General features: G+C 62.6%; 14 protein-coding genes. 1 reads left to right on the top strand and 13 read right to left on the bottom strand.

The genetic code is table 11. From position 1 onward, the window contains the following. Positions 1-19: 19 nt before the first annotated feature. The 7 genes from IL54_RS17425 to IL54_RS17395 all read right to left on the bottom strand — a co-directional run bounded on the left by IL54_RS17425 (position 20) and on the right by IL54_RS17395 (position 8,492). On the bottom strand, positions 20-526 hold the full coding sequence (locus IL54_RS17425) for a YbjN domain-containing protein (RefSeq protein ID WP_037477312.1): 507 nt from the start codon (positions 524-526) through the stop codon (positions 20-22). A 42-nt stretch (positions 527-568) separates the two neighbouring features. After that, positions 569-868 carry an accessory factor UbiK family protein gene (locus IL54_RS17420; protein ID WP_037477310.1) on the bottom strand — a complete coding sequence of 100 codons (300 nt, stop codon included), beginning with the start codon at positions 866-868 and terminating at the stop codon, positions 569-571. Positions 869-912: 44 nt separating this feature from the next. Further along, entirely contained in the window at positions 913-1,461 is a 549-nt protein-coding gene (locus tag IL54_RS17415; protein ID WP_037477308.1) for a TspO/MBR family protein, read from the bottom strand. A 22-nt stretch (positions 1,462-1,483) separates the two neighbouring features. Beyond that, positions 1,484-4,588 (bottom strand): efflux RND transporter permease subunit, encoded by a 3,105-nt coding sequence (locus tag IL54_RS17410; RefSeq protein ID WP_037477306.1) that lies wholly within the window; start codon positions 4,586-4,588, stop codon positions 1,484-1,486. 7 nt (positions 4,589-4,595) lie between these two features. After that, positions 4,596-5,642: an efflux RND transporter periplasmic adaptor subunit gene (locus IL54_RS17405; RefSeq protein ID WP_037477304.1), complete on the bottom strand. Its 1,047-nt coding sequence runs from the start codon at positions 5,640-5,642 to the stop codon at positions 4,596-4,598. Between the two features lie 88 nt (positions 5,643-5,730). Then, positions 5,731-6,468 carry a TlyA family RNA methyltransferase gene (locus tag IL54_RS17400; protein WP_037477302.1) on the bottom strand — a complete coding sequence of 246 codons (738 nt, stop codon included), beginning with the start codon at positions 6,466-6,468 and terminating at the stop codon, positions 5,731-5,733. Beyond that, the gene (locus tag IL54_RS17395; RefSeq protein ID WP_037477300.1) at positions 6,468-8,492 is read right to left on the bottom strand and encodes a protein-disulfide reductase DsbD family protein; all 2,025 of its coding nucleotides are present in this window, start codon (positions 8,490-8,492) and stop codon (positions 6,468-6,470) included. Before IL54_RS17395 ends, IL54_RS17400 begins: the two co-directional genes overlap by 1 nt. A 76-nt stretch (positions 8,493-8,568) precedes the next feature. Between IL54_RS17395 and IL54_RS17390 the strand changes: the two genes are divergently transcribed. After that, complete coding sequence (locus IL54_RS17390) at positions 8,569-10,218, top strand: alkaline phosphatase family protein (RefSeq protein WP_037477298.1); 1,650 nt, start codon at positions 8,569-8,571, stop codon at positions 10,216-10,218. A 6-nt stretch (positions 10,219-10,224) separates the two neighbouring features. On the opposite strand, the gene IL54_RS17385 is transcribed toward IL54_RS17390, so the two are convergent. From IL54_RS17385 to IL54_RS23225, 6 genes are all read right to left on the bottom strand, one after another. Continuing rightward, entirely contained in the window at positions 10,225-11,541 is a 1,317-nt protein-coding gene (locus tag IL54_RS17385) for an ATP-binding protein (protein ID WP_037477296.1), read from the bottom strand. 8 nt (positions 11,542-11,549) lie between these two features. Further along, on the bottom strand, positions 11,550-12,260 hold the full coding sequence (locus tag IL54_RS17380; RefSeq protein ID WP_037477295.1) for a response regulator: 711 nt from the start codon (positions 12,258-12,260) through the stop codon (positions 11,550-11,552). Positions 12,261-12,441: 181 nt separating this feature from the next. Beyond that, entirely contained in the window at positions 12,442-13,287 is an 846-nt protein-coding gene (locus tag IL54_RS17375) for a TorF family putative porin (protein ID WP_037477293.1), read from the bottom strand. 265 nt (positions 13,288-13,552) lie between these two features. Continuing rightward, on the bottom strand, positions 13,553-15,049 hold the full coding sequence (locus IL54_RS17370) for a SulP family inorganic anion transporter (RefSeq protein WP_037477290.1): 1,497 nt from the start codon (positions 15,047-15,049) through the stop codon (positions 13,553-13,555). A gap of 3 nt (positions 15,050-15,052) precedes the next feature. Then, positions 15,053-15,751 carry a carbonic anhydrase gene (locus IL54_RS17365; protein ID WP_037477288.1) on the bottom strand — a complete coding sequence of 233 codons (699 nt, stop codon included), beginning with the start codon at positions 15,749-15,751 and terminating at the stop codon, positions 15,053-15,055. Positions 15,752-15,925: 174 nt separating this feature from the next. Continuing rightward, the coding region (locus IL54_RS23225) for a winged helix-turn-helix domain-containing protein (protein WP_162182251.1) at positions 15,926-16,244 on the bottom strand (319 nt) is incomplete at its 5' end.

Genomic DNA, 16,244 nt, shown 5'->3' with positions numbered 1-16,244 from the left:
GGGCCAGATCGTCATCGGCTCAGGCTTCGCCGCGCGTTTCGATCAAACTGGCGGAAATCGCTTCCGACGGGGATTTGCCGCCCCACAATACGAACTGGAACACGGGATAGAAGCGTTCGCATTCGTCGATCGCCGTTTCGACCAGCAGTTGCGCCTGGTCGAGCGTCAGCGTGCCGCCTGCGCCCAGCAGCGCCCCATGACGGAACAGAATGATGCCGCTGGAGGACCAAAGTTCAAAATGACCGAGCCAAAGCTGTTCGTTGATCAGCCCCAGCGTTTCGTAAATGACGCTGCGCTTCTCATCGGTGACGCGGATGTCGGGCATGGCCAATAGCTGCAACACCTGGTCTTCATCGCGCCAAATGCCGCGCAATTCATATTGCGCCCAAGACCCTTGCGTGTTGGCGACGATCTCATCCTCGCCAACCTGCTCGTAGCTCCAGCCATGCGCCTCGTAAAAGGCCGCCAGCATATCGATCGGAGCGGCCTCCTGACCGCCATGTTCAAACTCGTCACTATCCATCATCGCCGCGCCTTATCACCGGATAAGGCGAAAGGACAGACAGGATCAGAGTGCGTCGCTTCCCTTTGGCTTGCTCGCCTTGACCGTCTTGGTGACGGGTTCGGACGTCCGCCCCTCCAGCGCGTCGAGGCGGGCCTTGAGCAATTCAACCTCTTCCCGCGCGGCGGCAGCCATGGCTTTCACCGCATCAAATTCCTCGCGCGACACGAACTCCATGCCGCCAATCCATTCCTTGGCCTTTTCACGGGCATTGGCCTCGAACTCGCGGCTCATGCCCGCAACAGTACCGGCGGCACCGTTCACCAGCTTGGCCAGATCATCGAAAAAGCGGCTTTCGCTCTGCATTGCTCTTGTCCTTTGCGGCGACGCGATGAAACCCGCGCCAAAAATCATATCTGGGTGCTAAGCGCCGGTGCAACAAGGGTCTCAGCATCGGGATTGAGCCGTCCGATCTCATAATTGAGGAAGGAAGCAAAAGCGAGCCACGCCAGATAGGGGAGCAGCAGCAAACCGGCGACACGGCGTATCCGGGTAAACAGCCATATGGTTATCGCGACAACGACGATCAGCGCCAATATCAACATCAGCGCGCTGCCGACCTGATGCGCGCGAAAGAATAAAGGCGACCAAGCAAGGTTCATGAGCAGCTGCACCAGGAACAGGACAATGGCTGGCCCCCGCCCCTTCGCGCCGCGCGCATGCAGAACGATGGCCAGCGCAAGACCCATCAATATGTAGAGAATGGTCCAGGCGACACCGAACAGCCAGCCGGGCGGCATCAATGCGGGCTTTTCCAACGCATCGAACCAACGATTGCCATAGCCGCTATTGGCCAGCCGTCCCGACAGGAAGCCTAACAGTACAATGGCCGGAACGGTAAGCAGGGACCAACGCAGATAAGCGAGGCGCAACTGGCCGGGGGACGCGATCTCGTTCATCGGCAACGCTTCTCCATAACCCTCATTCCGCCGGTTCAGGCGCGTCCTTCAGCGCCGAATCCAGCTTTCGGCCGACGGTTTGCGGGGAAACCGTGCGCTTGGCAACGCGCGAATAGAAGATGGGGATGAGGAATAATGTGATCAGTGTCGCCAAGCTGACGCCCGATACGATGACCACACCGATCGACTGGCGCGCCGCCGCTCCCGCCCCGCCGCGGATGACCAGCGGCACTGCGCCGATGACCGTCGCGATCGAGGTCATGAGGATGGGACGCAGGCGGCGGGTCGCGGCCTCGCGAATGGCCTGCCCCACCTCCATGCCTTCGTCGCGCAACTGGTTGGCGAACTCGACGATCAGAATGCCGTTCTTGGCTGCCAGCCCCACGAGCATGACGATACCGATCTGGCTGTAGAGATTGATCGTGCCCCCAGTGATGATCAGCCCAATCACGCCGCCCGCCACGGCGAGCGGCACTGTGGCGATGATGACACCGGGATGGATGAAGCTCTCAAATTGCGCGGCGAGTAGCAGAAAGACGACGAGGATGGTGAGGCCGAAAATCAACCAGATCGATCCGCCGGTTTCCCGCAACGACTGGCTTTCGCCGCGATAGCCGATGGCCAGCACTTCGGGCGCTTGCCGTGCTTCATTCTCCAGAAATGTGAGCGCGTCCCCAAGCGAGGTTCCCGGTGCAAGGGCCGCGGTCAAAGTGATCGCGCGGAGCTTGTTGAACCGGTTAAGCTGACGTGGCCCTGCGACTTCACGCACGGTCACGACGGACGACAGTGGCACCAGCGCCCCGGTGCGGGTGCGGACATTGATCCGTTCCAGATCGGCGAGGGTTTGCCGCCCTTCGTCTTCGGCTTGCACGATGACACGATATTCCTCGCCCCGATCGACATAGGTAGTCACGCGGCGGGAGCCGAGCAGGCTTTGCAGCGCTTGGCTGACATCGTTAACCGACACGCCCAGATCGCCGGCGCGCTGCTGATCGACGTCGATCCGCATTTGCGGTTTGGTTTCCTTATAGTCGCTGTCGAGGTTGATCAAACCCGGATAGTTGGCGGCGGCCGCGGTGATGCGATCGCGTGCCGCGACCAGGCCTTCGTAGGTAGAGCCTGCAAGCACGATATTGACCGGCAGGCCGCGCCCGCGTCCCAAGCCAGAGCGCGGTGCGGCATTGCCGCGCACGCCTGGCTGGTTGGCGATGACATTGTTGATGATGGTCGCGACTTCCGCCGTTGTGATCGTGCGATCCTCCCAAGGTCGGAGGAAGGCGATGACATTGCCGCCGTTGAAGTCGTCGGTCGTACCAAAGCCGCTTGGCGTGCGGATAATCAGATTTTGAAGCGTGCCATCCTTGCGCAACGGCGAGAGTTCATCCTCGATCTTGCGCATATAGGTCAGCATCCGGGCATAGCCGGTGCCTTCGGGCGCGCTGATCTGGCTGTCGACGACACCTGTATCTTCGGCCGGTGCCAATTCGTTGGGCAACAGGGTGAACAAACCGCCTGCGATGGCGAGGAAAAGGCCGACCCCGATGAGTGGGATCAGGGGCTTGTTGAGCACCCGATCCAGCCACTTGCGATAGCCGCCTTCGATCCTCTGAAACCGTGCATCGACCCAGCGCGCCAAACGCCCGCGCTCCGCATTGTTGAGCAATTTGGAGCAGAGCATGGGTGCAAGGCTGAGGGAAATGAAGCCCGAAAAAGCAATGGCCGCGACCATCGCGATAGCCAGTTCACGGAACAGCAACCCCGTCTGTCCGGCGAGGAACATCACCGGCACGAACACCGCACACACGACCAAAGTGGTCGAGATGATGGCGAAACCCACCTGCCGCGTACCAAGATAGGACGCAAGAAGCGGGTCTTCGCCCTGTTCGATGCGGTGATAGACATTCTCAAGCACGACGATGGCGTCATCCACGACGAGGCCAATGGCCAACACGAACGCCAGCAATGTCAGCAGGTTGATCGACAGGCCCGCCAACCACATGACAGCACAGGTCGCCAACAGACAGATCGGCACGGTAATGGCCGGGATGATGGTAGCGCGCACCGAGCCCAGAAACAGGAAGATGACGAGAATGACGAGCAGCGCCGCCTCGATCAGCGTGTCGTAGACGTTGGCAATGGCACGGCTGATGAAGAGGGACTCGTCGGACCCGACGGCAACGCGCATGCCTTCGGGCAGGGTTGGTCGCAATTCCTCTGCCAAAGCCTTCGCCTTGTCGGCGACGTCCAGCGTATTGGCACCCGACTGGCGCACGATGCCCAATCCCACGGCCGTCCCGGCGTTGGATCGGAAGCTGTTATAGGGATTTTCCGCCGCCTCCTCGATCCGCGCGACGTCGCCCAGCTTGACCTGGTATCCGTCGGCACCACGGCCGACGACCAAGCTGGCGAACTGCGCGGTCGTAGCAAACGCCCGTTCGACGCGCAGCGTCTGATTCTGATCCTTCGATTCAAAGCGACCGGCGGGTAATTCGACATTCTGCGCACGCAGGGCGTTTTCCACGTCGGCTGGCGTCAGACCAAAGGCAGCCAGCCGCTCGGCATTCATCCACACACGGGTCGAAGGCCGCGCCTCGCCACCAATGGTAACCCGCGCCACGCCATCGATGGCAGAGAAGCGGTCCGCAACGTTGCGGTCGATATAGTCGCTGAGTTGAATCGAGGTCCAACCGGGGCGGGAGAAGGCCAGAAACAGGATCGGCCGCGCATCCGCATCGACCTTGCGAATTTCAGGAGCCAACGCGTCTTCGGGCAAGTCCTCCACCACGGAACCGACACGGTCGCGCACATCATTAGCCGCCGTGTCGATATCGCGTGACGGATCGAACTCGATGCTGATGTCGGACGTGCCGTCCTGCGACCGGGAGGTGATCGTCCTGATGCCCTGCACACCCGCGACCGCATCCTCGATCAACTGGGTGATACGGGTTTCGACGACCGACGCGGCGGCGCCGGTATATCCTGTTTCCACCGAGACGATCGGCGGGTCCGTATCGGGATATTCCCGCACCGACAGGCTCAAATAGCCAACCACGCCGACGATGCAGAGCAAGATGGCGATAACAGCCGCGAAGACCGGGCGGCGGACGGAGAGATCGGACAGTTGCATGACTGCTCTAGCCCGCAGGCTTGCGCGAAGGCGCTGGCTTGTCACCCGCCAGGCGCACCGTCGCGCCATCGCTCAGTTTCACCACACCCTCGGTCACGACCTGCTGCCCCGCCTTCAGGCCGCCCAATATCTCGACCTGTCCATCCTGGCGAATGCCGGTATCGACCTTGACCCGCTTCACCTTGCGACCTTCGAGCAGGAACACGAACCGGTCTTCGCCATCACCGACGATCGCCAGTTCGGGCAAGGCCAGTGACTGGCGCTGGCGCGATGCGACGCTGACGGTCAGCAACATGCCGGGTTTCAGCGTCCGGTCAGGGTTTGGCAAGATCGCCCGGACCCGCACTGCCCGCGTGGCGGGGTCGATCACCGGATCGATCGTCGCGATCGTGCCAGTATAGGGCCGGTCGGGCCAGGCGGCGGAGATCGCCTTGATCGACTGACCGGCCTGGATCGACGATAGCCGTGTCTCCGGGATGGTGAAGTCAAGCTTGATGCGTGACACGTCGCTGACCGTCGCGATGGCGGTGCCAGCGGACACGATCGCACCGGGCGAGACAATCCGCAAACTGGCCCATCCCGCAAAGGGCGCCCGGATCACTCGGTCACCGATAGACGCGCGCGCCTGATCAGCACTGGCGCGCGCTGCGTTGGCCAGCGCGAGTTGCTGATCGAGCGACGAAGCCGTAGCAAAGCCGCGCGTCTTGAGTGACTGGACCCGCTCCAATTGCTGGCGGGCCTGCAAGGCCTGCGCCTCGGCGGCCGCAAGCTCGGCCTTTTCCTGCCCAACGGCGAGCGTCGCGATCACCTGACCCTTTTTGACATAAGCACCATCAGCGAAATTGATCGATGTGATCCGCTCCGTCACCGGCGCGGACAAAACCACCTGCTCGTTGGCAAGGGCCGTGCCGACCGCTTCCAGGCGGTCGGTAAAGGTTGCGGTGGCAACCGGTGCCGCCTCCACCAGCGGAACGGCGCGCGGTTGCTGCGCCTTTTCACTGCCGCAACCGGCAAGGCAAAGCGCTGTAAAGGCGAGGAGATGGGGAAATCGCATAGGAGGGGGCTAACGGGCCTTTGCAAGCGGCACAACATGACCTTTTGCCGCTGGATGAACTTACTGGCGAGAAACGAACATGGGGCGTTTATCCACCAAGCCGGGCGTAGATGAGAAATTCGACATTGCCCTGTGGACCCGTAATCGGACTTTGTGTCAGGCCGATAACGGTCCACCCCTGCGCATCGATCCATGCCCGGACCTCCGCGCAAACCCGATCGTGGATTGCGATATCGCGCACGACCCCGCCCTTGCCGACTTCGCCACGGCCCGCTTCGAACTGCGGTTTTATCAACGCTACCAGGGACGCGCCAGGCCGGGCGAATGTCAACGGGCGTTCCAGCACCTTGGACAGAGCGATGAAACTCGCGTCGCAGACGATACAATCGACCGGCTCCGGGATGTGCGTTTCCGTCAATATGCGCGCACTGGTCTGTTCGTGGACGATCACCCGATCGTCCGAGCGCAATTTCCAGGCGAGCTGATTGGTGCCGCTATCGACCGCATAGATCTTGGCCGCGCCATTGGTCAGCAGCACGTCGGTAAAGCCGCCGGTCGAACTGCCCACGTCGATCGCAACTTGGCCGGTCACGTCGATAGCGAATGTATCGAGCGCGTGGGCAAGCTTGATGCCCCCGCGCGAGACCCAGGGATGGTCGCGGCCGCGCACGTCGATCGCAGCGTCCGGCGCGACTTGCTGACCGGCTTTCTCCACCTTGCGATCGCCGAGGAAGACATGGCCTGCCAGGATCAACGCCTGCGCGCGGGCGCGGCTTTCCGCCAGGCCCAGATCGACGAGCAACTGATCGGCGCGTATCTTGGCCATCAGCGTACCAGTCCGGTCAGCGTCGCTACGCTCAGCAATTGCGGCAAGGTCTGCGCCTCCTTACCCGGCGCATACCAGAGGTAGAGCGGCACGCCCGAACGGCCCTGCGCTTCCAAGAAGCGGGTGATGGCGGGGTCGGCATTGGTCCAGTCGCCAACCATGACGGTTACACCGCCTTGTTCGAAACGCGCGCGCGTTTCGGCACGGTCGATGGCGGCGGCTTCATTGGCCTTGCAGGTCAGGCACCAGTCGGCGGTGAAATAGAGGAAAACGGGCTTGTTCGCCGCGCGCAGACTGGCCAGCTGCGCCTCGTCGAACGCGACCTGATTGGCGCTTGCTGTTTCCGCGGGGGCTTGCGTCGGCAATGTCACCGCTGCTGCGGCCAGCAACACCACACCAAGCAACGCAGCAATCAGTCCGCCCCCCCGACCTGCGCGCTGCCGCATGCCCAGCCACCAGAGCAGAAGCGCCAGCAGGAGCGCTGCCGCCAGACCGATCGTCATGCCCGAAACGCCGCGCTGCTGCCCCAATAGCCAGGCAAGGCCGAGCGCGGTCAGGAACATCGGGATAGCGAGAATTTTCTGAAGGCGGCCCATCCACGCGCCGGGCTTAGGCAAACGCCGCCGCAAAGCGGGGACATAGGCGAGCAGCAGGAAGGGCAGCGCCAGCCCTAGCCCCAAGCCGGCGAACACTGCCAGCGCAGCGACCAGCGGCAGCAGCAGCGCGGCGCCCATGGCAGCCGCCATGAACGGCCCCGTGCAGGGAGTCGCGACGAAAGCGACCAGCGCGCCGGTCCAGAACGACCCGGCCAAGCCGCCCTTCCCCGCCAATCGATCACCGCCGCCAATCGCACGAAAATCGAACAGGCCGGCCAGATTGAAGGCGATGAGCGTTACCAGCAACAACAGGCCGAGGATGATACGCGGATCCTGCAACTGGAACGCCCAGCCCGCCGCTGTTCCCGCTGCACGCAAGGCGAGCAAAGCTCCGCCCAGAGCAAGACAGGTCGCGATCACACCCGCAGTGTAAGCGAGCGCCTCATGCCGCACCACGCGCTCGTCGCCTCCGGCCTTGGCCAGTTTCATGACCTTGAGGCCCAGGATCGGAAAGACGCAGGGCATGATGTTGAGCAGCAAGCCGCCAAGCAAGGCGCCACCGAGCGCGGCCAGGATCGCCACCGCCTGCCCCCCGCCCGACGATGCGGCAACCGCGCCCGGCTGCGCTGTCAGCAGGAAACCGACATGATCGCCGGTTCGCAACACCGCTTGGACGTTGCCACCCAAGCCGCTTTCGCCCGCATCCGTCTCGATCAGCAGACGATCGCCATCGCGGGTGATGCTTTGCGGCGCGGCATAGCGGGTGAGGCCCTCTGCCAGCGGAAAGAGATGAATATCGCGCGCCTCTGCATCCGCCGGAAAGGGCACTGACAGGCGCAGCTTGCCGTCGGCTATGGCATAAGTCGCCATACTGCCCAACGGCCGGGGGAGATGCGTGCGCCAGGCATCGAACCGGGCGCGATCAGCGGCGCTGGCCTGCCCCTCACCCGCCACCAAGTCGAGCGCCATTTCCCCGCGTTCAGGCACGCACACTTTGTCGGTGCAAGCCAACCATTGCGCCTTCACCCGGACCGGCAAACGGGTGCCCGGTGCCACGTCGGGCGCGACGGTCAGGTTCGCCAATAGGCCATGGGGGCCTTCATACACATGGTTCATCAGGCCGGAGATCAGCAGCGTTTCAGGGACGGGATAGCGCAACGCGCCAACGCTGACGCCTTTCGGGAGCGTCCATTCGACGCTCATCCCAAGGCCTGCATCGCCCGGATTTTCCCAATAGCCGTGCCATCCTGCTTCAGGCGTCATGGCAAAGGCGATGGTCGTGCCCTTGCCCGGCTGCGGCGCGGCGCTTTCGGCCACCAGCCGCGCGGCGATATGCGGTGCCCCGCCCCCGAACGCGCCCTGGGCCAGCGCAGCGGGCGCGGCGAACAGCAACGCCAACGTCATCAATATGCCATGAAAAATCCGCATCGGGCCTCTGGTCGAGTGGGTGAGAGCGGGCTAGGTCCGGGGGCGTTCGCCGTCAAGGCTGGAGAAGGTACAGGAAATGTTGAAACATGTCGCCGCCGCCCTGCTGCTGGCCACCGCCCTGCCGATTGCGGCGCAGACGCCTGCCCCGGCTACAACCGCCGCTCCGCCGAAGCTGATCGTCGCAATCAGCGTCGATCAATTTTCCGCCGACTTGTTCAGCGAATATCGCCAATATTATAGCGGCGGTCTCAAGCGACTGACCCAGGGCGCGGTCTTTCCGAACGGCTTTCAAAGCCATGCCGCGACGGAAACCTGCCCCGGCCACAGCACCATCCTGACCGGCAGCCGTCCGTCGCGCACGGGCATCATCGCCAATAGCTGGTTCGACCTGAACGCCGCGCGCCCCGACAAAGCGGTCTACTGCGCCGAGGACGAAACCCAGCCGGACAGCAGCAGCGACGCCTATGTCGCGTCGCCCGTCCATCTCAAAGTACCGACATTGGGCGGACGCATGAAAGCGGCCAATCCTGCGACCCGCGTGGTGTCGATTTCAGGCAAGGATCGCGCCGCGATCATGATGGGCGGGCCGACCGCAGACCAGGTCTGGTGGCTGGGAGGGCCTCAGGGCTATGTCAGCTACAAGGGTGTAGCTACCCCGCCGCTGGTCGCCAAGGTGAATGAGGCGATGGCCCGGCAACTGGCGCAGCCCAATCCCGGCTTCGATCTGCCCGCCCAATGCGTGGCCAAGGATTTTGCTGTGCGCGCGGGCGACCGCACCGTGGGCACGGGCCGCTTCGCGCGTGCTGCGGGCGATTATAAGGGCTTCCGCATCTCGCCTGAACAGGATGCCATGACGCTCGCATTCGCGGCGGCCGCCGTCGAAACGATGGCGCTGGGTCAGCAGGCGCAGACCGACATCATCTCCATCGGCCTGTCCGCCACCGACTATATCGGTCATAGCTACGGCACCGAAGGGACCGAAAGCTGCATCCAAGTCGATCGTCTGGACCGGGAACTGGGTGCCTTTTTCGACCGGCTCGACAAGGACGGCATCGATTATGTCGTGGTGCTGACCGCGGATCATGGCGGGCATGACTTGCCCGAACGGCATCGCCTGAACGCCATGCCGATGGAAAGCCGCGTCGACACCGCGCTCACGCCCAAGGCGCTGAACGCGGCCATAGCGCAGCGCACCGGCCTTGCGGGCAAGACCCTGATCTGGGGCGATGGCCCATCGGGTGACCTCTATTTCAACAAAGGGCTGACGTCCGCCCAGCGCGCGAAGGTGGAGGCTGCCACGCTGGCGCTGCTTCGTGCCCATCCGCAGGTCGCCGCCGCCTTAACCAAGGCCGAGATCGCCGCCACCCCCTCTCCTGTTGCCCCCCCCGAAAACTGGACCCTGATCCAGAAGGCGCGTGCCAGCTTCGATCCGACGCGGTCGGGCGACCTGCTCCTGCTGCTCAAGTCGCGGGTCATGTCGATCCCCGAACAGGCGGTAATGGGTTCAGTCGCCACGCATGGCAGCCCATGGGATAGTGACCGTCGCGTACCGATCCTGTTCTGGCGCAAGGACATGCGCGGCTTCGAACAGCCATTGGGCGTCGAGACGGTGGACATCATGCCCAGTCTGGCCGCGCTGATCGGCCTGCCGATCGCGCAGGATCAGATCGATGGGCGCTGCCTGGATCTGATCGCGGGCGAGGGAGATAGCTGCGCGGGAAAATAAGCGGAGTTAGCGCCGCACGTTCTTGGGCCGCTGCAGGCAGATTTCTGCCCGCAGTCCGCCTTCGGGGCGATTGATCAGCGTCAACTGCGCGCGTTCCAGTTCCACCGCTTTCTGCACGATCGCCAGCCCCAGCCCCAGACCGCGCGTGTTACGCTGCCGCGCGGTATCGAGCCGGGCGAAAGGCTTGAGCACTTCGCCGATCTGATCGCGCGGTATGCCGGGACCATCATCGTCGATGCGGATCAGCACCTCGTCCCCCACCCGCAGCAGGGAGACGCGCGCCCGCTGCCCATAATGGAGCGCATTTTCGATCAGGTTGCGGACGGCACGGCGCAGCGAAAGCGCATGAATCTCCATCTCCAGATGGTCCGGCCCGCTATAATCGACATCCTGCCCATGATCCTGGAACGCATCGACCACGGTCGCGATCGTGACGGCCAGGTCTGCCCGGACCAGAGGCTCAGGATTCTTCTCCCCGCCCAGAAAATCGAGCAGCGATTCGATCATGGCCCCCATCTCTTCGAGATCGCCATCCATGGCTTCGCGGACATCATCCTGCCGCACCGTTTCCAGCCGCAACTGCAACCGGGAAAGCGGGGTGCGCAGGTCATGGCCGACCGCCGCCAATGTCTCGGTGCGTTCGTTGATCAGGCGATGGATGCGAGTCTGCATGGCGTTGAACGCGCGGATCAGTTCGCGCACGTCGCTGGTTCCCGCTTCCGGCAGGATGACTTCGGCACCAAGGCCGATCTTCTCCGTTGCTCGCGTCAACTCCCGTAATGGTGCCAATGTGCGACGAATCAATATCCATCCCGCCACCAACAGCGCCAGCACCGGGATCAGGGCGAGGCCCATTCGGCCAATGGTGAAGGCCCATTTGCCGCCGCCATGATGCATGCCGAAATAGAGCCAACTGCCATCGGGCAGTTGCAGTCCGCCATTGATTTCCGAATGGCGGCTGGGCGACGTGAGCCGCAGCCAGAGGCGCGAGCGTTCGAGTGTCGGCTCCCACGCGATGATCTGCTGCCGCATCCGTTCCAGTTCGGGCGACAGCGGCGGCGGCGGCGGCGATGCAGCCGACCAATGAACATCGTAGCGATCGGTGGTCAGTTGAACGCCCATGGCACGTCGCTCAGCAGGCGGCTGTTCGGTCAATAATTTGCGGGCGATGACTAGATGTTCGGCCAGCCGCCGTGCTTCGTCATCCTGCAGCGATATCTGGCTTGCCCGTTCGTAGATCAGCGTGCCGACGGCAAATTCCAGCGTCAAGGTCAGGAGCAGGATCGCGAAGAGGCGGCCAACCAGCCCCAGCGATCCGTGCATGTGCCACCTCAAGCGCGGCTGACCTCTGCATTGAACATATAGCCTACGCCGCGCACGGTCGTGATCGGAGCGCCCCGATCCTCGGTCGATAATTTGCGACGCAGGCGACTGACCAGCACGTCGATGCTGCGATCGCTGCTGTCACCCATGCGGGTCCGCGACAGTTCGATCAGGCGCTCGCGGGCGATGACCCGCTGTGGATGGCTCAGAAAACTGCCAAGCAGATCGAATTCCGCGCCCGTCAGATCGACCAGCCCGCCGGTCGGGGATCGCAACTCGCGGCGCGGAAAATTCACGACCCAGCCGTCGAACCGCGCTTCATTCTCGCGATGTTCGTCCGGGCCACGCTCAAGTCCCACCCGGCGCAGGATGGCCCTGATGCGGGCGATCAGTTCGCGCGTGCCGAATGGCTTGGGCAGATAATCATCCGCACCCAATTCCAGGCCGACAATCCTGTCCGTTTCGCTGCCCTTGGCGCTGATGAAAATGATGGGGACATCGCTCTTGCGGCGGATCTGGCGGCACAGGTCGATGCCGTTGGTGCCGGGCAGCATGACGTCGAGCACGACGAGATCGACAGGGCCAGCATCGAACGCAACCCACATTTCCGGGCCAGACGAAGCGGGACGCACTTCATAACCATGCTCCTGCAAAGCACGGGCGGTCAGAGTGCGAAGCGGCGGGTCGTCTTCGACGAGGATGATCGACGGAGCGGTCATGAATGCTGCAAGGCGCGTGATGTCATGGCCATGGGATAGGGCCGACCGTTTCGGGGGTCAACCGGATCAGACGCACCGGACGCTTGCCAGCGGCTTAGCAACAATTTGTCATGCGTTAAGCGAAGCCACGCAGATGCCAAAACGCCGGGACCAGTTGCTGGCCCCGGCGTTCCTTACGATATTAGAATGCGGCCGAGATCGAGAAGACGACCTGGCTGCGGGCAATCGACTTGCCTATATCCTTGCTGTCGCCGGAAACCATGAAGTTCGGGCGCAGATAATTTTCCTCGACACGGGCAATGTCGGTATCGACATAGGCGATGCCCAACGTCAGCGGCGTGCCCGGAATGGCGACGTCAGCACCAACCAACCAGTCGAGATATTTGCCGGTCGGCGCGATCGAGGTGCCGTTCGGGCCAAGGCCGGGGTTACCGTCCGACCAGCCCAGATGCGCCTTCAGCGTAACCGGGGTATTGGGCACCGAACCGCTGACATCGGCCCAGACGTAGAGATTGTCTTCCTTGTCACCGGGGTTGAACACGGTGCATGCCGCGTCACTGCAAACGTTGCCCAGGGCTTCCTGCTTGGGCGCGTAGGCGACACCGACCAGGCCCTTTACGGGACCAACCGTGCTGGACAGCTTGATATAGGGTTCGGCGAAGTCCGTGGTATCAGCGCCCGAAGGGTACATATACCAGGTCAGACCGACGTCGAGCGTCGCGCCGCCGAGTGGGATGGCGTAGCCTGCGAACAGGTCAAGTTCCATGTTGGAACCACCAAAACGACCCCAGCCGCCGAGATTGGATGCCCAGGTGCCAGCATAGGCCCCGCTTTCATGCGTAGCGGTGATGCCGCCTTGCACGGCCATGCCCTTGTCGCTCTGCGACACGCCACGGAAACGATAATCGGAAACGAGCGCTACGCTGCCGGTCACGGTGACGGGGCTGGTGGGCTCTTCCTGAGCAAAAGCCGGTACGCTAGACATGAGCGCGAGGGCGGCACAGGCGATTTTATACTTCATGAACATTCCCCTTTACGAAAGAATGTTCCGTCCTGCTTCCACTCAACCCGAAAGTCTGTTGCTTGCGCTCTCAGTGCCGGTGGATAACCCTTGTCTATTCAAATAGCCCCACAGTCAAACAGGTTTTTCTCGCATCTGCGAGATGGCGCGTATCGCTGTTGCATAACGGGCACAGTTCAATGCCTTGCCACGCCGACACAAAATCAAAAAATGCCGCCGCGCCGGGGGTAGTGGCGCGGCGACACCCTGTATCGCCCGATATTTTGAAAAATCAGGCGACCAGTTGGCGCATCCGTCCGGTCGCACCGAACAATTCCACCGGAAGCCCGCTTCCGCGCCGACGTTCGACCCATTCGCGGACCATCTCTGCGGTCGTATGATCGATATGGCCCAGACGTTCGACATTGAGGATGACCAGACCGCCCTTTGGCAGCGAATCGAGCTTTGCCGACAATTTGGGTAGCGTAAGGAAGGTCGCGCTGCCGCGCAGCGCCACTTCATGCGCATCACCCCGGCTTTCATCCTCCAGCTTGAGGCGCAGGCGGCTCAGATGGGGGATGAGTTCCAGCATCGAAAGGCCGATGCCAACCAGAACACCCGTCAGCAGGTCCATGGTAACCACGCAGATCAGCGTGGCCGCCCAGACGATCGCGGGCAACGGACCGTAACGGTGAAGCAGGTGCCGGACGTGATCGACGCTGACGAGGCGCACACCGGTCACGACCAGAATACCAGCCAGAGCCGCCATCGGGATTTCGCGCAGCAGCCAAGGCAGCAAGGCGACAAAGCCCAAAATCCAGACGCCGTGCAAAACCGCCGACATGCGGGTCTTAGCGCCCGCCTGCACATTGGCCGAGCTGCGAACGATAACGCCGGTCATGGGCAATGCCCCGGCAAAGCCACACAGCAGGTTGCCGACGCCCTGGGCGCTCAGTTCCCGGTTGTAATCGGTACGCACGCCATCATGCATCCGGTCGACGGCGGCGGCCGACAGCAATGTTTCGGCGCTGGCAATGAACGCAATGGCGATGGCGATCGTGATGACCGCAGGGTCCATCATCGTCGCGAACAACCCTGCTTCCGGCAGGCTCACAGCCGCCACGATCGATTCGGGCACCACGACCCGCGCGACGGGAAGGGCGAGGAAGAAGGCAACCAGGGTCGCGAGCAATACGCCCACCAGTGCGCCGGGGACGAGCTTCAGCGACGCAGGGCGGAACTTCTCCCAGCCGAGCATGCCGCCAATGGTAACCAGGCCGACGGTGAAGGCCGTTACCGTGTCGCCAGTGGAGAGACCGAGCAACTGCGCAGGCATGGCCAGCAAATTGGCTAGACCGCTCGACAGGGGCGTGTCATCGAATAACACATGGAATTGGCCAACGACGATCAACACGCCGATGCCAGCCAGCATGCCATGGACAACGGCCGGCGAAATCGCGCGAAACCAGCCGCCGACGCGCATCAAGCCCGCGACCACCTGTATGGCACCTGCCAGAATCAGGATCGGCCCCAGTGCGGAGAGACCCTGTTCACGCACGATTTCAAAGACGATGACCGCAAGACCAGCGGCAGGCCCGCTGACCTGCAGCGGAGAACCCGCCAGCAGGCCGACGACGATGCCGCCGATAATGCCGGTAATCAGACCCTTTTCCGGCGGAACGCCGGAGGCAATGGCAATGCCCATGCAGAGCGGCATCGCCACCAGAAAGACGACGATCGACGCCGTGAAGTCGCGGCCGAAGGTGCCGCCGGAAAAGGCTTTCAGCATGATTTACTCCGCCGCCAGGGCATATTCGCCATCGCCAGCCAGTCGGCGGGCGTGGGGAAGCGCGATCGGCATGGGCTGATCCTCGCGGAGCGGCATGAAGCGGCCGGTATCGCCGTCGAGGCCCAAGACCTGACCGGCGTGAATGTCCACATACCAGCCGTGCAGCGCAATATCGCCACGCGCGATGCCCGAAGCGACCGATGGATGGGTGCGCAGATGGGCCAGCTGGACGACGACATTTTCCAGCGCCATGTTACGCAACTTTTCCGCGTCGGTCAGCGTGTCGGGATAGCTTTCGCTGCAAACCTGCTGCGCGGCATGGGCATGACGCAACCAAGCCGCCACGTTGGGCATTTTGGAGAGGTCAGCATTGGTCGACATCGCCTTCATAGCGCCGCAGTCGCTGTGGCCACATACGATGATGTCACGCACGCCCAACACCATCACCGCATATTCGACGGTGGAGGTAACGCCGCCATTCTGCGTCGCATGCGGCGGCACGATGTTGCCAGCATTGCGGCAGACGAACAGATCGCCCGGCTGTGCCTGCATGATATGTTCGGGCACGATCCGCGAGTCGGCGCAGGAGATCATCAGCGCCTTGGGGCTCTGCCCATCGCTGGCCAGCCGATTGTAAAGCGCGCTTTCATTGGGAAACACATGCTTTTCGAAGCTGAAGACGCGGCCTAGAAGCTCGTTCATGGGGTCTATCCTTCTATTGCTATGCCGGTCAGGGGGCACCGGCTCAGTCTCGGACAGTAGAAGTCGGGTTTTGCTGCGTCGCAGCGGCTTTGTTAAAAAACATGTCTGGATGGCAAAATCGTTACGGGGTGATCGCCATTGCGAAAAACCAGCAATTCCGGTCGTTTTATTGGGTCAGCGTCGCTCTACCGCCGCGCTGAACATATAGCCTGCACGTCTTACGGTAACAATTGGGGCAGGTTCGTTGCCCGATTGCAGCTTTCGACGCAAACGGCTGACCAGCACGTCGATGCTGCGATCGGACGATGGCGCGTCGCGCACACCTGCCAACTCCATCAGTCGCGCGCGCGTGAGCACGATTTGCGGATGATCAAGCAATACGCCAAGCAACGCGAACTCGGCCGCCGTCAGACCAACAGTCGCGCCGGCAGGATCAGCCAGGGAGCGGCGCGAAAAATCCACAGTCCATCCGTCGAAGAACGCCATGGATTGG

This window comes from Sphingobium sp. ba1 (assembly GCF_000743655.1).
In the GTDB taxonomy this organism is placed as follows: domain Bacteria; phylum Pseudomonadota; class Alphaproteobacteria; order Sphingomonadales; family Sphingomonadaceae; genus Sphingobium.
Note: the sequence above shows the minus strand (reverse complement) of the source record. Positions and strands in the feature narration are given on the sequence as shown.

Coding starts and splice junctions, on each gene's coding strand:
- IL54_RS17410 (WP_037477306.1), bottom strand. CDS start 4,588: ATGCAACTGTCCGATCTCTCCGTCCGCCGCCCGGTCTTCGCGGCTGTT.
- IL54_RS17395 (WP_037477300.1), bottom strand. CDS start 8,492: ATGCGGATTTTTCATGGCATATTGATGACGTTGGCGTTGCTGTTCGCC.
- IL54_RS17415 (WP_037477308.1), bottom strand. CDS start 1,461: ATGAACGAGATCGCGTCCCCCGGCCAGTTGCGCCTCGCTTATCTGCGT.
- IL54_RS17425 (WP_037477312.1), bottom strand. CDS start 526: ATGATGGATAGTGACGAGTTTGAACATGGCGGTCAGGAGGCCGCTCCG.
- IL54_RS17420 (WP_037477310.1), bottom strand. CDS start 868: ATGCAGAGCGAAAGCCGCTTTTTCGATGATCTGGCCAAGCTGGTGAAC.
- IL54_RS17375 (WP_037477293.1), bottom strand. CDS start 13,287: ATGTTCATGAAGTATAAAATCGCCTGTGCCGCCCTCGCGCTCATGTCT.
- IL54_RS17385 (WP_037477296.1), bottom strand. CDS start 11,541: ATGCACGGATCGCTGGGGCTGGTTGGCCGCCTCTTCGCGATCCTGCTC.
- IL54_RS17365 (WP_037477288.1), bottom strand. CDS start 15,751: ATGAACGAGCTTCTAGGCCGCGTCTTCAGCTTCGAAAAGCATGTGTTT.
- IL54_RS17390 (WP_037477298.1), top strand. CDS start 8,569: ATGTTGAAACATGTCGCCGCCGCCCTGCTGCTGGCCACCGCCCTGCCG.
- IL54_RS17370 (WP_037477290.1), bottom strand. CDS start 15,049: ATGCTGAAAGCCTTTTCCGGCGGCACCTTCGGCCGCGACTTCACGGCG.
- IL54_RS17405 (WP_037477304.1), bottom strand. CDS start 5,642: ATGCGATTTCCCCATCTCCTCGCCTTTACAGCGCTTTGCCTTGCCGGT.
- IL54_RS17380 (WP_037477295.1), bottom strand. CDS start 12,260: ATGACCGCTCCGTCGATCATCCTCGTCGAAGACGACCCGCCGCTTCGC.
- IL54_RS17400 (WP_037477302.1), bottom strand. CDS start 6,468: ATGGCCAAGATACGCGCCGATCAGTTGCTCGTCGATCTGGGCCTGGCG.